Source organism: Kitasatospora sp. NPDC001175, assembly GCF_053598215.1.
Map to the genome: position 1 here is coordinate 13,301 of NZ_JBSFJU010000076.1, position 17,189 is coordinate 30,489.

The 17,189-nt window shown below is 71.2% G+C and carries 13 protein-coding genes and 1 pseudogene; 13 read left to right on the top strand and 1 reads right to left on the bottom strand.

Annotated elements, in window-relative coordinates; all coding sequences use genetic code 11:
- The first annotated feature begins 343 nt into the window (after nt 1-343).
- The 6 genes and pseudogenes from ACWDAK_RS34580 (at nt 344) to ACWDAK_RS34605 (ending at nt 5,601) form a co-directional block, all read left to right on the top strand.
- Complete coding sequence (locus ACWDAK_RS34580; protein ID WP_344641175.1) at nt 344-697, top strand: hypothetical protein; 354 nt, start codon at nt 344-346, stop codon at nt 695-697.
- A gap of 102 nt (nt 698-799) precedes the next feature.
- Nucleotides 800-1,189: pseudogene (locus ACWDAK_RS34585) on the top strand (IS21 family transposase); the annotation flags it as partial.
- Between the two features lie 255 nt (nt 1,190-1,444).
- A complete protein-coding gene (locus tag ACWDAK_RS34590; protein WP_344641174.1) occupies nt 1,445-2,914 on the top strand; it encodes a hypothetical protein in 1,470 nt (489 codons plus the stop codon).
- Nucleotides 2,915-2,963: 49 nt separating this feature from the next.
- Nucleotides 2,964-3,185 carry a hypothetical protein gene (locus ACWDAK_RS34595; RefSeq protein ID WP_344641173.1) on the top strand — a complete coding sequence of 74 codons (222 nt, stop codon included), beginning with the start codon at nt 2,964-2,966 and terminating at the stop codon, nt 3,183-3,185.
- 393 nt (nt 3,186-3,578) lie between these two features.
- Nucleotides 3,579-5,012, top strand: a complete 1,434-nt coding sequence (locus tag ACWDAK_RS34600) for an MFS transporter (RefSeq protein WP_427395742.1) — start codon at nt 3,579-3,581, stop codon at nt 5,010-5,012.
- A gap of 73 nt (nt 5,013-5,085) precedes the next feature.
- Nucleotides 5,086-5,601, top strand: a complete 516-nt coding sequence (locus tag ACWDAK_RS34605; RefSeq protein WP_344641171.1) for a MarR family winged helix-turn-helix transcriptional regulator — start codon at nt 5,086-5,088, stop codon at nt 5,599-5,601.
- Nucleotides 5,602-5,872: 271 nt separating this feature from the next.
- Here the strand turns inward: ACWDAK_RS34605 and ACWDAK_RS34610 are convergent, their stop codons facing one another.
- On the bottom strand, nt 5,873-6,712 hold the full coding sequence (locus ACWDAK_RS34610) for a transposase (protein ID WP_344641170.1): 840 nt from the start codon (nt 6,710-6,712) through the stop codon (nt 5,873-5,875).
- Between the two features lie 344 nt (nt 6,713-7,056).
- Between ACWDAK_RS34610 and ACWDAK_RS34615 the strand changes: the two genes are divergently transcribed.
- The 7 genes from ACWDAK_RS34615 to ACWDAK_RS34645 all read left to right on the top strand — a co-directional run bounded on the left by ACWDAK_RS34615 (nt 7,057) and on the right by ACWDAK_RS34645 (nt 16,798).
- Entirely contained in the window at nt 7,057-8,259 is a 1,203-nt protein-coding gene (locus ACWDAK_RS34615; protein ID WP_427395743.1) for a DUF6801 domain-containing protein, read from the top strand.
- Between the two features lie 104 nt (nt 8,260-8,363).
- Nucleotides 8,364-8,783, top strand: coding sequence for a hypothetical protein (locus tag ACWDAK_RS34620; RefSeq protein WP_344641168.1), 420 nt, complete (start codon nt 8,364-8,366; stop codon nt 8,781-8,783).
- Between the two features lie 131 nt (nt 8,784-8,914).
- The gene (locus ACWDAK_RS34625) at nt 8,915-11,104 is read left to right on the top strand and encodes an NACHT domain-containing protein (protein ID WP_344641167.1); all 2,190 of its coding nucleotides are present in this window, start codon (nt 8,915-8,917) and stop codon (nt 11,102-11,104) included.
- A 517-nt stretch (nt 11,105-11,621) separates the two neighbouring features.
- Nucleotides 11,622-11,858 (top strand): hypothetical protein, encoded by a 237-nt coding sequence (locus ACWDAK_RS34630; protein ID WP_427395744.1) that lies wholly within the window; start codon nt 11,622-11,624, stop codon nt 11,856-11,858.
- Between the two features lie 90 nt (nt 11,859-11,948).
- Nucleotides 11,949-15,314, top strand: a complete 3,366-nt coding sequence (locus tag ACWDAK_RS34635) for a hypothetical protein (RefSeq protein ID WP_427395745.1) — start codon at nt 11,949-11,951, stop codon at nt 15,312-15,314.
- A 141-nt stretch (nt 15,315-15,455) separates the two neighbouring features.
- Nucleotides 15,456-15,809: a penicillin acylase family protein gene (locus ACWDAK_RS34640; protein WP_427395746.1), complete on the top strand. Its 354-nt coding sequence runs from the start codon at nt 15,456-15,458 to the stop codon at nt 15,807-15,809.
- Between the two features lie 527 nt (nt 15,810-16,336).
- On the top strand, nt 16,337-16,798 hold the full coding sequence (locus ACWDAK_RS34645; RefSeq protein ID WP_344641164.1) for a hypothetical protein: 462 nt from the start codon (nt 16,337-16,339) through the stop codon (nt 16,796-16,798).
- Nucleotides 16,799-17,189 lie beyond the last annotated feature (391 nt).

Here is a 17,189-nt window from a genome sequence, read left to right on the forward strand (position 1 = left end):
GAACTGGGGCTACAACGTCTCGCCCGCCGTGGTTGCCATCGCGGTGAGCAACATGCGGAGACAGGGGTCTCCTGGTACGAGGGCAGCCAGTTCTCGGGAAGAACGCCCCGCACAACGTGCCCGTCGACTACATTTCTGCACGGCACTCAGGGCGGTGTCGCCAGTCGGGATCTCCTGCATCGGCATGACACTATGACGTTCCGTGTGAACGCTGGCGGTAAGCCCGGTACCGCCAACCTCAACGTTGGCGGTTCCTTTGTCATCTACCGATGGGTCCACTTCCGGGGCACATGCCGTCGCCTCGGCGGTGGCCCGGTCCCTGACCGAACTCACCAATCACTCGGTGACCGTGACGGCCGTAAGCCCCTACGACGTCGCCGGACAGGCCGCGGCGGCCGCAGACCATCTCGGTGTGCCCCTGCACCCCGATCCCGGGGCGGTGGTGGTCGAGGTGAGCTTTGACCTCGACCACCACCCGGTATCCGTCGTGGTCGATGCCGCGCAGTCGGCTCCTGTGGTGGCATGGCGTCTGGCCAACGCGCTGGTTGACGTGGGCCAGGAGATCCTCGGCAGCGAGCCGTTCCCGCGCTGCCCGGCGCACCGGCACCCGATGGCACTCGGACACCGTGATGCGTTCGCCTACTGGTGCTGTCCCCAGGACCGCGAACGGGTCCTGTACCCAATTACCACGCCCTGACGGTGCTCGGCTGCCTCAACCAGGGTCGGTTCGGCCACGGACGGTAGGGACACCACAGAGCCGGGCACGATCCAACGGCTCAGCGGCTGGTTCAACCAGATGACGCTGCACGGCCGCCTGACACTGTTCACAGCGGCAGCCGTATCACTGGCGGTCCGGGTGGTCATTCCCGTGCTCGACAAGACTCCGCCGACGGTGGCAGCCCGCCTGGACGCGACGTTCCGGACACTGGGCGGGGTGCCGACCAACTGCCTGACCGACAACGAGAAGACCGTCACGGTTGAGCACGTGGCCCGGATCGCGGTCCGTAACCCCGAGCTGGTGCCGATCGCCCGCTACTACGGGACGGTCGTGCGGTCCTGCATGCCGGCCGACCCGGCCTCGAAGGGCGGGACGGAGGCGACGGTCAGGATCGCGAAGCGGGACCTGGTCCCCACCGCGGTGAACCTGCGACCCGAGTACGCCGGCTTCGCCGAACTCCAGGAAGCTTGCGAGTGCAGTCCTCTCCGCAGCGTGATTCTGCTGTGTCAGCGGCTTCTCCCGAACGCAGTGCGCTGGCGGAGTGATGCACGTCCGCCCGCTGCAGTCCCATGAGGCGAATCCACCGGTGAGCGACCGCACTGCGCGCCGATCGCGGGCTCGCGTGACATCTGTCATTACGCATACGTGACATCGGACTCTGCCCGCCCGGCTTCCATAGCAGCAAAGCTGACGGTACGTCAGCTATTCGGGGAGGGGAAACATCCCATGTCCAAACATCTCGCCGCTCTGGCCGTCACCACGGCGCTCCTTGCCGGCTCGGCCGTAGCCCCGGCCGTTGCCGCTGAATCGTCGGCGGGTACCGAGATCGCCGTCGGCAGCCAGGTCACCAACTCCATTTCGGACCACGCGGTCGGTGTCGACACGCCTTTCTGGAACGAGAACCTGCTGCGTGACGACACCCCGGAACTGATCCGCCGGGCGGGCATCCGCACGCTGTCCTTCGACGCGGGCTGGCCCAGCGATCTCTACCACTTCCAAAACGGCGGATCGCTCGGCCAAGACCCGACCGGTATCCACGCTCCCGTACCTTCGTGGGCCGCGCCGAAGTTCAGCTTCGACAAGTTCGCCGAGACTGCCCGCGTCTCCGGCGCCGGCGCACTGGTGCACGTCAACTACGGTACGGGCGACGCAAAGGAGGCAGCCGACTGGGTGCGCTACGCCAACGTGACCCATGGCTACCGCGTCCGCGACTGGGCCATCGGTGAGGAGGTCTACCTCAACGGCTGGAGCGGCAGGCCGCCGGTTGAACCCGACGGGCACCCGGACAGGTCCCCGGCCGCGTATGCGCGCAACAGCATCGAGTACGCCAAGGCGATGAAAGCCGTAGACCCGACCATCCGGGTCGGCGTCGAACTCGCCCCCTATGACCTGGCGGTACCAGACCCGCTCGGTACCAACCAGCGAGCCAAGACCTGGGACGACGCGGTCCTCAGCACCCCTGGGCTGGCCGCCGTCGTCGACTTCGTGGACATCCACTGGTACCACTCGCGATTCCTCAGCACCGATGCGGCCGTCCTGGCCGACACCGCGGCCAACCCGCCGGTCATCAACGCCCTGCGCGCCGACCTCGATCATGCCTCTGGCCCGGGACGCCGAATCGACATCGTCGTGGGTGAGACCAACGTCAACGCCGAGGACGACCCCAGGCAGCAGACCGCCGTGGGCGCGCTCTACCTGCTCGACAACAACCTCTCCCTACTGGAGAACGGCGCTTCGAACGTCAGCTGGTGGGCCCTGTACAACGGGCCGGCCGCGGCCGCTGGCGGCGGCTGGGGAGACCTCGGCCTGCTCTCCTCCGGTGACTGCGTCACCACCAAGGACCAAGGCGACCAGTGCGAGCCGCCAGTCGGCACACCGTTCCCGACCTACCAGACGATGCGGCTGCTGACCACGGCGGTCAAGGGCGGCGGCAGCACCCTCGCCACCAGTTCCACCAGCCCGACCCTCACCGGCCATGCGGTGCGCCGGGCGGACGGTGCGCTGGCCGTGGTGGTGGTCAACAAGGACCCAAACCAGGCGCAGGAGTTCCACCTCTCGCTGCCCGGCAGCTATCGAACCGAGCGCACGCTCACCTGGCGCCAGCATGACACCGCCCTCACCGTTCAGCGCGGTCTGGTACCGGCCGTCCTCGCGCCGTACTCCGCAGCGGTCATCCTGCTCAAGCCAGCTCGCTGACCATCGCGTTGCCGGTAATAAACCGCTGTACTGCCGCGGGGACCGGCCGTTGTGGGCCCAGACGGTCGCCGTTCTCGCGGCCGTCAGCATCGACGTCGTCCGGGCCGGGGACGGCCGCCACGGCGTCGTCCTGGAGCCCGGCCCGCGCGGCCTCGCGGTCGCGGTCCGCTGGCAGCCCGCCGGCCAGCACCCGCTGCCCGGCGGCGTCCTCGCCGCGGGCGCCTGCTCCCGCAACGGCCACCCGTCGGCGCCCGCCAGGCCCACAACCTGATCCTCGAGCCCAGGACGACGGACAGCCGGCCCGGCCTGGCCGCGCCGCGTACCGACGCGGCGCCGACAACCCCAACGGCTCGACCCACGAGCTTGCGCGCCGACGTCCTCGCCGCGCGCGGCGTCCTCAAGGTTGCCACCGCCGACCAGCTCCAGCGCCTGCTGCGCTCGCAGGCGACGTCGAACAAGGCGGATCCGGCAGGCGCTCGGCGACCTCGCGCGGCACGGCCTGGTCGCCTCCGACGGCAACACCGCCGCCCGGCACAAGACGTGGCGGCTCGAAGGCGCGGCCGGGCTGGACGAGGCCGGGGTGAGGTGCCAGGGCTTCGCTCGGCCAGCCTGCTGCCCCAACGTCACCGGCGCCAAAGGTTAGTTGTATGAATATAATGGTTGTATGTCCTTAACTAAGTGGTCTTCCGTGCTCCCCCCTGTCGCCCGTGGCGCCGTTGCGGCCTCACCGGACCGCCGCGGGCGCTCGAGAGTGCTCGCCATCTGCTGCCTGAGCCTGTTCATGGTCGGCGTGGACAACACGATCGTGAACGCCGCACTTCCGGCCATCCAGCGCGACCTGCACACCACCGTCACCGGGCTGCAGTGGGTGGTCGCCGCCTACACCGTGGTCCTGGCAAGCCTGTTGCTGCTCGCCGGGTCCACCGGCGACTGCCTCGGCCGCCGCCGCACGTTCCAGACCGGCCTGCTGCTGTTCACCCTCGGCTCGCTGCTGTGCTCGCTCGCGCCGGGCCTGGACTGGCTGGTCGCCGCCCGCGCGCTGCAGGCGGTGGGCGGCTCGATGCTCAACCCGGTCGCCATGTCGATCATCACCAACACCTTCACCGAGCCCCGCGAGCGGGCCCGCGCGATAGGCGTGTGGGGCGCCGTGGCGGGTGTCAGCATGGCGCTCGGGCCGCTGCTCGGCGGTGGCCTGGTCGACTCGGTCGGATGGCGCGCGATCTTCTGGGCCAACATCCCGGTGGGCCTGGCCGCCCTCGTGCTGTGCGCGCTGTTCGTCCCCGACTCCCGTGCCGAACACCCACGCCCGCTCGACCCGGTCGGGCAGCTGCTGATCGTCGTCCTGCTCGGCAGCCTCGCCTACGGCCTCATCGAGGCACCCACCGCCGGCTGGGCCTCCGCGCAGACCCTGGGCTGCTGCGCGCTCGCCGCGCTGGCGCTGGCCTGCCTGGTGCCCCACGAACTGCGCCGCGCCGCACCGCTGATCGACCCGCGGCTGTTCACCCGCGCCCCCTTCGCCGGGGCCGTCGCCATCGCGATCTGCGGCTTCGCCGCACTCGGAGGTTTCCTTCTGCTCAACACCCTCTACCTGCAGGACGTACGCGGCTGCTCACCGCTGCACGCCGGCGTGCTGACCCTGCCGATGGCGGGCGTGACCATGCTGGTCTCGCCGCTGGCCGGCCGTCTGGTCGCGGCCCGGGGAGCACGCCTACCGCTGGTTGTCTCCGGGAGCGCCATGGCCGCCGGCATGCTGATGCTGACCGGCCTGAGCACGCACACCGCCACCTGGCAACTCGTCAGCTCCTACGCGCTGTTCGGCCTCGGCTTCGGCATGCTGAACGCGCCGGTCACCAACACCGCCGTCTCCGGCCTGCCGCCCGCCCAGGCCGGGGTCGCCGCCGCGGTCGCCACCACCAGCCGCCAGACCGGCCAGGCGCTCGGGGTTGCGGTGATCGGCTCCCTGGCCACCTCGGCCGTGCACGGGCCGCTGAGCACCGGCTTCGCGTCGGCCAGCCACGTCGGTTGGTGGATCGCGACGGCCTGCGGTGCAGCGGTGCTGACGCTCGGTATCCTCACCACGGGCCGTCGGACCGGGTAGGCCGGACCCGTGGCACCGCGGTCGGACTCGGACCCAGACCCGGACCGACCAGCAGAGCGGAGCGCGACAGCGGATGAACGACAGCAGGAACGACGGCGGCCGGCCGGGCACACACACCACGGGCGACGGTGTCGAGCCCCGCCCGGACGATGACGCAGACACCGGCGTGGTGGTCCCACCGGAGGCGGCCCGGGTCTGGGCCGCGATGTCCTTCCTGGTGCTGAAGCAGGAGAACCGCCGCGCCGAGGTGGAGGAGGCGCTGGGCCTCAGCTTCTTCCGCGTCAAGGCGCTGCGCCGGCTGCTGGCCGGCCCGTTGACCATGCGGGAGCTGACCGACCGGCTCTCCACCGACAAGCCGTACACCACGCTGGTCGTGGACGAGCTGGAGCGGCGCGGCTATGTGGAGCGCAGTGTCCACCCCGTCGACCGCCGCTCCAAGATCGTCAGTCTTACCGCCGCCGGCACCGCCGCCGCCGAGCGGGCCGAATCGATCCTGACCCGCCCCCCGCGCACCCTTCTCGCGCTCACCCCCGAGGAACTGACCGTCCTGGAGCACATCATGACCAAGCTCCAGCAGCCGCAAGGGTAGGGCCTGGCTCCCCGATGGGGCCGCCCGCAGCCCCGGTGCGCCGAGCCGTCAGCCGGATCCGCCACCGGGTGCCGCAACCGCGGCGGCGGCCGGGCAGGGGGTCCTCCCGCCGGGACGTGCGTGAGGTCACGGACAAACCAGGAGGACAAGGCCCAGGACCGGGGCATTCCGGGCGGGACAACGTGCCTGGTCAAGGGACGGGACAAGGGGGCTGTCCGGATCTTGCCCGAGACCGGGAAGCCAATCGCGCAGGTCGTGAAGGAGTTGAGGATCAACGAGACCACACTGGCCAGCTGGGCTTCCCGGGCCCGGCGGTCCGGCCCCGTCGGGCCACGCACGGGGCCGAGGCGACGCAGGGCGGCCGTGGCGGCGGGTGACGTGTTCGGAATTGCTGTCTGCCTTGTACCAGGTGTCGGGGTCGGCGAGGGTGAACCGGGCGCCGTGGTGCGGGGGGTTGGCTGCCTTTGGGGCCCTCCCGGTAGCTGTCGGGAACGGGGTGGAAGAAGACACGGTCGGAGCGGGTCCGTACGACGATCTGGGCTGGCAGATCCCGCAGTAGATGCGTCAGCCGGGGCCCGTCGTGGCCGGCGTCCGCCACGACCAGGACCGGCGGGTCGCCCGCGGTCCAGTGGCCGGCGTTGATGATGAAGCGCAGCGCCTCGCGCAGTTGGCGGGAGGTGACCGCCGCGGTGTCAGTGCCGGGTTCCAGGCGCTTCGCGTCCAGCAGTGCCGTCCACGAGGTGGAGCCCGACTCGAGGGCGGCGACGAAGGAGTAGGGCCAGCCGGGCACCATTTCGTGGGTGTTCTCGCGGCGGCCGTAGGTGTGGCAGAAGGAGCGGGCGTCGCTGCGACTGGCGTCGGGCCACAGCCACGGGGAGACGTCGACGGTGAGCACGATCCGTCCGCCTGGCCCCCGGGGCAGGTTGCGGGCCGCGATCGCCGTCCGCAGCCGGGCCTGGTCCGGACTGCCGCGGTTCAAGGCCGCGTAGAGCGAGCCGTGTGAGGGCTGGTGTTCGGGTGCCAGGGCCAGTTCTACCAGTGCGCGGACGGGTCCATCGGTGCACAGCAGTGCGTCGGCTACCTCGAGCAGGGCATCCGTGCGGCGAGTCATCGCGGCGTACAAGTCCAGCCGAAAGGAGGACAGTTCAGCGTTCGCCTGCTGGGGATCGGCTTCATGAACGACACTCGACACCGGCGATGAGCAGGGCCTCGTGGTAGCTCGGAGGGTGTCCACGCCAACGAGTGGTCCAGGAGGCCCTGTTGTGGCAGCTTTTTGCAGATAGGGCAGTCGAGGCGTCAGTCAATCGATGGGTCAGACCCGCCGGCAACGTCACCGTCAGTCGATGTGAAGACCTACGGTACGGCGCGCTGGCTGCAAGCATCCGTTTATAACCAGTCGCCATACTGACTGGCATCGGGGGAGACGCCGGGGGAGACCATTGTCATGGAGTGATCATGGGCATCATGCTTGGCAAAGAACGTCGCTCGGGAGGGTTCGGGAAGCGGGCCGTCCCCGGGGTGGCGGCGACGGTCATGGCTGCTGTCGGGGTGGTGGCGGTGCCCGACGCGGAGCCCTCCGCCGCTGCCCCTGTCTCGCGCACACTGCACTACACGTGCTCGTCCGGGCTCGTCGGCGACGCCGCAGACATCACGATCGACGCGGACATCCCGACCTCGCTGGTGGCGGGCCAGCCCAGTCCGCCGTTCACCATCCGCGGGACGGTGACGGTGGACGCGAGCTTCACGCAGTACGCGGCCGTTCTCGGTGCCACGAGCGTGGACGGATCGGTGGTCGGACATGGCGCGGTAGTGGCGCCACAGGTCAATCGTGCGGAGAGCATGCCCATGTCCATTGCCAGGACGGCGATTCCGGCGTCCGGCTCGTTCGCGCTCACGGCGACCGGAACCGCGCCTACCGTGACACTTCCCCAGCCAGGGCAGGGGAAGGTGGCCATCGGGGATTTCGAGGTGCAGGTCACCCCGAGGACCGCGAGTGGTGCACTGACCTACGCAGGCACGATTGGCGCTTCCTGCGCGCTGGACTCCGGACAGGACAACGTCCTTCGGTCTTTCGTCGTGACGGAGCCTCCGACGCAGACGCCCCCGCCCTCCTCCGGGTCGACGGGCGGCAGGAACCCCGGCAGCCCGACCGGAACGCCCTCGGGCACCAAGACCGGTTCGTCGTCGGGTGGATCGGGCACGTCGGGCGGATCGGGGACGTCAGGTGGCTCCTCGGGCACGACCGGCGGTGGAACAGGTGGAACAGGTGGATCGGGCACGGCGGGCGGGGCAGGTGGAACGGTTCCGTCCCCTGGAACGGGCGGACCGAGTGCCTCGGGCTCGGCTGCGCCCACCCCGGTACCGTCGACTTCCGGCAGTGCGAGCGCGTCGGCCAGTGCATCGAGCTCCCAGCCCGGCGGTGCGGCCCCGCTCGGTACCGCCTCCATCGTCAGGCCGGTCGAGCAGCAGCACTTCCCGTATCCGCTCCTGATCGCTGCGCTCCTGATCGCGACCGCCATCGCCGCTGGCCTCTTCAGCGTCTGGCGCAGGAAACACCGGCTTCGGCAACCTGTGCTGACGTATGGTCAGGTGAGTGAGCCCGTGGCTGTCGAGGACACCGGGACCGGCACGACGCGACAGGAGGACCCCTGGGAGTGAGATCCGCTGGTGGTCTTGAGCTTTGTGCCCGCGCGGCCGGGCGCTTGCAACTATGGTCGGTGTAGTGGCGAACGTGTCCTGCAGAGGGGGCGAACGTGGTGGGTATGGAGCTGGCAGTGGGTTACCTCTTCGCGTGGGCCGTGCGCAAAGCACGGCGGGTGGCCGGGCGGGCGGATGCGGAGGTCGATTCGGCGCTGGACGCCGGGATGGACCGCCTGCACAAGGTGGTGGTCTCCCGGTTGGGTGCTGAGCCGGCGCTGGAGAGCATGATGCAGGAGGCTGCCTCCGAGCGGGAAGAGCTGACCGTACGAACCCGGAAACGGTTGGAGCTGGCGTTGGAGGACGCGGCCGAGCACGATGCGGAGTTCACCGAGGCACTGCGGCAGGCCGTGGACCAGGTCCGGGCGCTCGACGCGCCCGTCGGCCCGGAGTCCGGCAAGTACAACATCGGCGGGATCACCACCAATGGGCAGGCAGCGATCGTGATCGGCGACGGGAACGAGCAGAACAACAACTTCAAGTGACCGCTGCGGGGCCTGACGCTGAGGGGGATCACTGCCGAAGGGTCGACAGCGATCACGAGCAGCAAGAACAGCCGACAGGACAACCGCTTCGGGTCCACGTGACCACTGCGGAGCCTGACGCTGAGCGGGGCATGGTCTTCAACACCGCAATCGTGATCGGTGACAACAACATCCAGATCAACTACTTCAAGATGTTTCTCCCCGATCCGTTCGAGAGAGCGGTGCAGAAACTGGGAAGGGTGGTGGAGGCGCAGTGGCGGCGGGAAGCCCGTCTGCGCGGTCTACGGGCACCGGAGCCTTTTCCCGTTCGCTGGCGTGCGAGCCCCGTCAAGGAGACCGGTGACCATCTCCGCCTGACAGGGAATCCGGTCGCAGGCAGCGTTGCGAACCTGACCGCCTTCGCCGGCGTGTTCATGGGCCTGACGGAGCGCAGGCTGGTCGTGCTGGGCGGGGCGGGCAGTGGCAAGACCACCCTGGCTGTGCTGCTGGTGATCGAGCTGCTCAAGCGAATGAGCGAGGGGGCCCCGGTCCCGGTCCTGCTCTCGCTCGCCTCCTGGCAGCCAGGGAAAGAGGACCTGGAGGTGTGGCTGGAACGGCAGCTGTTGCGCGAGTACCCGCACCTGGACGGCGACACGGCCTCCTCCCTCATCACCTACCAACGCATCCTGCCGGTGCTCGATGGCCTGGACGAGCTGCCCGCCGCCGATCATTCGATAGCACTGGAGAAGATCAACGAGGTCCTTGGACAGGGCGGCCCCCTGATCCTGACCTGCCGGACAGATGACTACCGCGAAGCCATCGGCCACACTGAGGTGCTCCGTGCGGCCGCTGTGGTCGAGCCCGTACCCCTGACCGCCCAGGAGGTCGCGGACTACCTGCTCGGGAGCGCCACCCCGCAGCACCAAGAGCGCTGGGAGCCGCTCGCGGGGGCACTGGTCAGGGACCCGTCCAGCACCGTGGCCAGGGTCCTGACGGTTCCGCTCAACTTGTGGCTGTGCCGCAAGGTCTACGCACGCCCGATCAAGGGCGAGGCTCCCGGGGACCTCGCCGATCACCGGCGCTTCCCCGATGCCCGGGCGATCGAGGGCCACCTTCTGAAATCGCTCGTCCCATCGGTCTACCCGAGCAACCCGCCGCCGCTGCCCCACCCCGACCGCAAGGCGCCGGACAGATGGTCCAGGAACGTTTGGCGGCGGGATCCGAAACGTGTGACCGCATGGTTCACCTACCTCGCCCGCCACCTCCAAGAGCGCCGTGAACAGCATCTCGAAGAGCATCTCGAAGAGGGCCCCGAAGAACACCTCGAACAGCGCCGTGAACAGCGCCGCGAACCCGGCCTCGAATGGTGGGAACTGGGCACCACCATGAGCCTGGTGCAACGCCTGATCCTGATTGGCCTCGTGTCCGGGACAGGCTTGGGGCTCATCGTCGGAGTCACGGACGCGATCATCACCGTTCTCACCTATGCCCTACCTGGGCACGTGCTCGTGTACAGGCTCGGCTACGGACTCCTCGTCGGGTTCGTGGACGCACTGATCAACGGCATCCCGGCCGCGTTGGTCTTCGCACTCGTGCACGGGATCGGGTTCCGGTTCAGGGGCGCGGCGCTGGAACCCTCGCGCGTGTGGACGCCCATCGGAAGCTGGGCGGAGAGGTCGAGTGCTAGGTCTGGGCGCGAGATCCGGACGCGAGCTGGGATCGGGTTCCTGGCGGGGCTCGTGGCCGGGGCCGCGGTCGGGCCCCTGACCGTACTCGTGCCCGTTCTGGCCTCCGGGAGTGCGACGTGGGTCCTGGCCGGGCTCGGGTACGTGGTCATCTTCGGGCTCTCGTTCGCACTCGCAGGCGGGCTGGTAGGCGCCTTGATGGCCTGGCTCGAGGCTCCCATCGCCGTCGAAACAGCCCCTGGACCACGCGATCTGCTGGACCGGAACCGCAGGACCGTGCTTCTGCAACTGCTCATGTTCGCACCGCTGCTGGGAATCGTGTCCGGAGCCGGGGTCGCGCTGAGTGATGAGCTGCTGCACCACTCCATCTGGGGCATCCCGATCCACTGGCCCTTCACCCAGTCGCTCAGACTGGCGTTCCTCATTGCGCTCGGAGGCGGACTCGGGAGTGCAGTCAGCCTGACCGCGTGGGGCCAGTGGGTGGTTCTCGCCCGCGTCTGGCTGCCGTTCACCGGCAAGCTGCCCTGGGACGCGATGGCGTTCCTTGAAGACGCCCACCGACGCGGCGTCCTGCGCCAGGTCGGCGTGGTCTACGAGTTCCGCCACGAGCTGCTTCAAACCTACTTCGCCCAGTTACCACAACAACGCCAGCGGTAATTGGCTGTTGTCGTTCCGATCTTGAGTGGTGTTGGTCGAACGCGATTCTCGATCGGGTGACTGTGACGGCTGCCGTGCACGAGAACAGGGCCTCCCGGTAGCTCAAAGGGTGTCTACGCCAACGAGCATTTCAGGAGGCCCTGTTGACGCAGTATTACGGCATCGCGGACGCGGAGTCCACTTCGGTCACCCTTGCGTGTGACTGCCTGGCTCACCGGTTCGGGAGCGCCGGCGACCACGGGGTGCGTGAGCGCCGCTACCCGACGGACATGTCGGACGCGGAGCGGGCGGTGGTGCGGCCGCTGCTGCCGGTGCCGGGATGGCTGCGGGGCCGGGGTGGCCAGCCAGGGGGCTACTGCCACCGCGTGACGCTGGACGCGATAGGGCGATACCTGTTGCCCCCGTCACACCGAGCGCGAGGCCGAGGCCGCCCACTGAGAAGAGCGGGGATGCCCCCAGGCCGCCCGGTGGCCATACCGAGTCAAGAGACCGCGAAGCTCAACGAGCTGGACGAGCTGTGGCAGCTGGAGCCGGACTGGAACCGCTCCTACCGCCGTCTGCTCGCCTACCTCGCCGCCGGCGGCACCCTGGACGGCCCGGCGAACCGCACCGGCTCGGCGACGACCCCACGTTCCGCCCCGGCACGTGGCTGCGCAAGCAGGACAAGGCCCGCACCGCCGGCAAGCCGACCGACCACCAGGCCGCGCTCCTGGACGCCCTCCACGGGCACACCGCCGAGACCGTCACCGGCTGACCCGCCCCGCACACCCGCGGCCCTGCTCACCCATGCCGGGCAGCGGAAAGCCGGTGGGAGGCACCCGCTGTGCCCGGCCAGAATGACCGCATGCCGCACGAAGCCGATCAGTTGCTCGCCGACCTCGACCTGCTCTCCCACCCGGAGCGTCAACGGCTTGTCGCCCGCAGGGCCCGGGAACTTGCCGTCGACGGCGAGCTCTCGGGGCTTCTGTCCAATCTGGAGCGCTCCGGTGTGTACGGCCGACGGCTGGCCGCGCTCGCCGCGTCGGCCGGCCGCGCCACCGGCTACCTCACCGAGCGGCTGACCGACCCCGACACGGTGGTCCGCGGGTACGCCCTGCGCGCCGCCCGCACCCAGGGCATCCCGGACGAGGCGATCGAGGCGGCCTTCACCGGTGCCTCCTGCACCCTGCGCCGACAGCTGGCCCGGGTCGTCCGGCACGGCCGCCGGCACGGGCTCGCCGAGCGGCTGGTGGGCCGCCTGCGCGCCGAGTGGGGCGACACCGAGGCAGCTCGGCTGCTTTCCGCCTGCAGCCCCGCGTTCGTCGACCGGACCCTGCCCGACCTCGCGCACGCTGCACCGCTCGCATCCCTCGCCGCGCGCTTCCCGGACGAGGTCCTGGACCACCTGGAGCGGGTCCTCGCCAAGCACCCCGAGACGCTGCGGCTCGGGCAGTGGCCTGCCCTCGCCGACGTCCTCGGCGCCACCGTGCGGGCCCGCCCAGAACGGGTCCTCGACCTGCTGGAGCGGTTCGGACCGGACCTCCCGCTGCGCCGTGATCATCTGCCGCCGCTGGCCGCCACGGACGCCGAACGCACCGTCCGGCTCCTCGCCGACCCGCGGCGCGGCGCGGTCGGGCCGTACACCACGCCGCCCACCAGCGGCACGCTGCGCCGGATGGTGCGCGCTGACCCGCCCTCGCTCCCCGCCCTGGGCCGCCACTGGCTGGCCGCGCCCCGCTGCTTCGCTGCCCTGCTGCGCGCCCTTCCTCCGGGCCGGCGCGACGCGTTCCTCGACCTCGTGTACGCCGGAGCCCTCCCGCGGGAGGGCGAACTTTCCCTCCTGTTGCCGCTGTTCCCGCACGCGCGCCGCCATGCCGAGGCTCGGCGGCGGGTTGCCGCACGTCGCGCGGAGGGCCGCCCCTGGGCACAGATCGCCCCGGCCTTGGCGTACCTGCCCACCGCGGAGGCCCAGCCGGAGCTGCGGGCCGCCCTCGCCCGCCCGGACGCCGACGATCGGTCTGCCGCCTGGACGGCCCTGTTCGCCAACGCGGCCGCTTCCGACGACCGGGCCGCCGTCCAGGACGCGCTCGGCCTGCTGCCGCGGCTGCGCAACGAGCAGGATCCGGTGCGCTGCGCGGCGCTGACCGCGCTCGTCCAGGTGCCCGCCCGGCTGCTGACCCAGGCGGCGGTAGCCGTCCTCGACGCCGCCGTTCAGGACGCGGTCGACGCCCGTGACTGCTCGTACGCCACCCGCGCCGCCCTGCAGCGGCTGGTCGCCGAGGTGCTGCGCGAGCACGCCCTCGCCGGCGGAGCCGAGTTGGTCGAGTGGGCGCTGCGGAGCCTGCAGCGGATCGCCGGGCAGACCGGCACGGTCGAACTCGGCCGACTGGAGCACCGGCTGCGGCGGGGCCATGAGCACGCCGTGTTCGCGACCCTGCGGCCGTGGCTGGACACCATGGCCGACACCGCGGAGTACTGGCTGCTGTTCACCCTGGCCCATTCGCTCGGCCGACGGGCCCGCGGCATCCCAGAGCTGCAGGAACTCCTCCTGCACGCCCTCCAGTTCGGGTCGGACGGCGCGTTCACCACGGCCGCCGCCCTGTGGCTGGACGACCCGCGCACCCGCGGCGCCCGGGTCGCCGAGATCCTCGAACTCGAGCCCTCCGCCGCCTTCCTGCCGCCGGTGCGGGACGTGGTGGTCGAGCGGCGCACCGACCTGCTCGACCCGCTGCTCGCCCCCATGCCGCCGTACGGGCGGTTTCTCAAGCAGCCACAGCGGGCGACCCTGCCGCCAACGTGGTCGGCGAGCCGCTGGACGCCGCGCCAGTGGCGGGCCGCCGCCCGCCTCGCCGCCGCGGCGGCGAGCGACCTCACCCTGCCGCTGCACGGGCGTGCCGCAGCCGTCCACGCCGCCGCCGCGATCCCGGAGTACGGCAAGGCGGTCGTCCGCGCCCAACTGGACTCCGCCGAGGTGGTGCTCGCAGAGGCGGCGCTCGCCGCCTTGGCCTGGACGGACCGGCCCGCCGACGCGCTGGGCGACCTGCTGGCCCACACGGGCGGCGACCGCGCCCGGGTCGCGGTGTACGCGGCCACCCGGGCTGCCCGGTTTGCCCCGCCAGGCGAGCTCGCCGAGCGGCTCGGCGAGCTGCTGTCCCGGGCGCAGGGCAGCAAGGTGACCAGCCGCAAGGAGGCCGTGCGGCTGGCCGCCGAGCACCTGCCGCCGCGGGCCGCCGCCGACCTGCTGGTCGCCGCGTACCGCGTCGAAGGCCAGCACCGCGACGTACGCGCCGCGGCGGTCGCCTTCGCGACCGGTCTGCTGGACGCCGAACCTGTCTGGGAACTGCTCGCAGAGGCCGCCGGGCAGGCTCCGCCATCCGTGCGCCGCGCCGTACTGCGGGCCGACCCGGGGCACCTTCCCAAGACCCACCGGGCCCGCTACGCCCACCTGGTGGCCTCCGTCGCCGCCGCGCCGGACCCGGAAGTCGCCACGCCCGCCCTCGCCGCGTTGCCGCGGTGGGCCGCCTGGGCCCCGGAGACCGCGGACGTGGCCCGACGGGCCGTCACCGACCCGGCGAACCGGGGCGGCTGGCGGGAGGCCGCGGGCGCCGTCCGCGCGCTCGCCGCCTCCGGGCTGCCGCACCCGCTCGGCGGCGCCGCCCCTGGCAGCCTGCTGCACCGCACCCTCACCGAACTCGCCGCCGCTGCGCGGACGGACGACCCCGACGCCGGGGACGACCGGGACCTGCCGGCCCGCCGGAGGCTGGCCCACCTCACGGACCTGCCTGCCGACGATCGCCACCGGCCGCTGCTCGCCGGCGCCGCCGACCTGCTCGCGGCCGAACCCGACCTGGCGGGCATCAGGGCGGCCGCGCTGCGCCGGCTGGTGGCCCCCACGGCCGGGCCGCAGGCGCTGGCGACCGCGCTCGGCGCGCTCGCCGAGGCCCACCAAGGCCGGCTGGCGGCGGCCGCGCTCACCGCGCTGGCGCTGCTGCGGGATCACGCCTCGGGCCCGCTGCCGCCGCCCGGGACACTCGACGCGCTGGCGCGGACCGCCCGCCGGGACGGGGACACCGGCGCGGCTGCCGGATTGTTCGCCACGGCGCTGACGGAGGTGTTCGGGGATCGCCTCGGCTGGCCCCAGGAGTGGCGGGCCCTATTGCGCGAGCTGCGCCGCCACCCCTCGGCGGACGTCCGCGAGCGCGCCCTCGCGGCCGTCATGTACCGGGAGTGACCTGCGGCTGCGGCCGGCCGTCCGACGCGCGGCGCCCAAACATCACGTGGTGCCGGTCCTGGCGTCCGCTACTGCGCCCCGTCCCGCACGGCCGTCGATGCCGTCGGAGCGGGCACGGGCTGTTCGAGCTCCGCCCCGAGCATGCCGACGGCGGTCACTCGACGTCCCCGCCCGTCCTGCTTCGCTTCGCCCGTGTCGTGCCGCCGGCTGGGACGGCGGCCGGCATCCCTTCGGTGGCCAGCCGCAGATCCGCCACCGCCCCGCGCACCCCGGTGGCTGCCGTTCCGACCCAGCTTCGTCATGGCCACCGAGCTGACGCCGGGCGGCCCCCGCACCCGCACGGTCCTCGCCTACGGGGAGTCCGCCAACCCCGCCTCGCCCCACTACTTGGACCAGACCGTCCTGTTCTCCCACCGGCAGTGGGTCATCGAGCGGTTCACCGAAGCCGAGATCACGGCCGACCCGCAGCCGTGGACCACGACCCTGCACGGCTGACGGCACGGCGACGGGGAGCGCCGGGAACCAGTCCGGCCCTCCGCTGCATCACTCCGGGTGTGCGGCCAGCCCCTCCGCGAGTGAGCGCTGGAAGGCCGTCACCAGGGCCTGCACCACCATGGGCTGGACACGCCGACCAGGCGGGAGTTGGTGGCCGCGCTGGTGGCCGCTCCGGTCGATCCGTGGTGGGAGGTGCGGGTGCTGCACGCGAAGCTCTACCCGGCGAAGGACCGCAAAGTGTGACCTGACCCGATCCGAGGACGGCTCTCTCGTGGACACCGACCACGACTGCGACCAGAACGACGGCCCCGAGAGATGTCGTGAAGCGGGGGAGGCGGCCCGAGGGCTGGCGTCAGTGTCTGGCACTGATGCCAGCCGCCGGCATGGCCGACCCGCCGTACGAAAGGCCGGCCCACCCCGGCGACCTTGGCCAGCACCCAGGAGTAGGCGTCCGCGAGCTCTCCCCGGCCTGGTGCGCCTCGCCGCCCGCCTCAACGTGGGGTAGCCGGGACCGCTACTCTGCGGGAGTGACTGAGAAGATGATCAACCGTTATCGCCTGGCCGTGGAGCCGCTGTTGGAGCCCGGCGAGGCGTTGCTGGACGTGGCGAAGGTGATACCGGTGGCCGGGGTCAAGGCGGTGGGCCCCGCGCCGGCGGCGCTCGGGACGGCTCTGGCGCGGGTCGGCGCGGTGTCCGGGGGAGGAGCGAGCATGGCGAGCACCTTTCCCACCGAGGCCGGCTTGGGGAAGGCCGGGCTGCTGACGGTCACCGACCGCCGGGTGGCGTTCATCGCGGCGGGTCCGCACGTCCGTGAGCCCGGTCGCCTGCTCTGGGACGCACCGCGAGCCCTGATCGGACGGACAGAGCGGCGTCCGAGGATGCAGGCGATGGCGCGGTTCAGGCTTCATTTCGCGGACGGTTCGGCGGTGGCGATGATGACCATGCGCCGGCGCACGGTCGAGTCGCTGGCCGACCATCTGGGCCGGTAAGCGGGCGATTGGGGCGCACCGCGATCCGGACCGCGCAGCTGCTCATGGAGCTGTCGTGGTGCCGGCCGGGTGTGGAGCACCTGGCCCGGTGCCTGGGGGTGACCGAGCGGACCGATCAGCACCAGCTCGACAAGCTGCGCGAGGCTGGCCTGGCCAGTTCTTGAGTGGTCGCCGATCCTGAGGCGGACTCCTAGTCGGGTCCTCGCAGCTCAGTGGCTATGACCGAGCAAGGTAGGCAGTGCAACAGGTGTAGCGCAAGGGATAGCGGCTGGCTTCACTCGTCCGTGGTCGTCGGCCCCTCTCTGTCAGCCTTGGGTGAGACGTCCCGCTTTGTCGGGTTAGCCTGAGAGGGCCCGAGTAGGAGTTCCATCCCTGATGACCAGCAGCAATC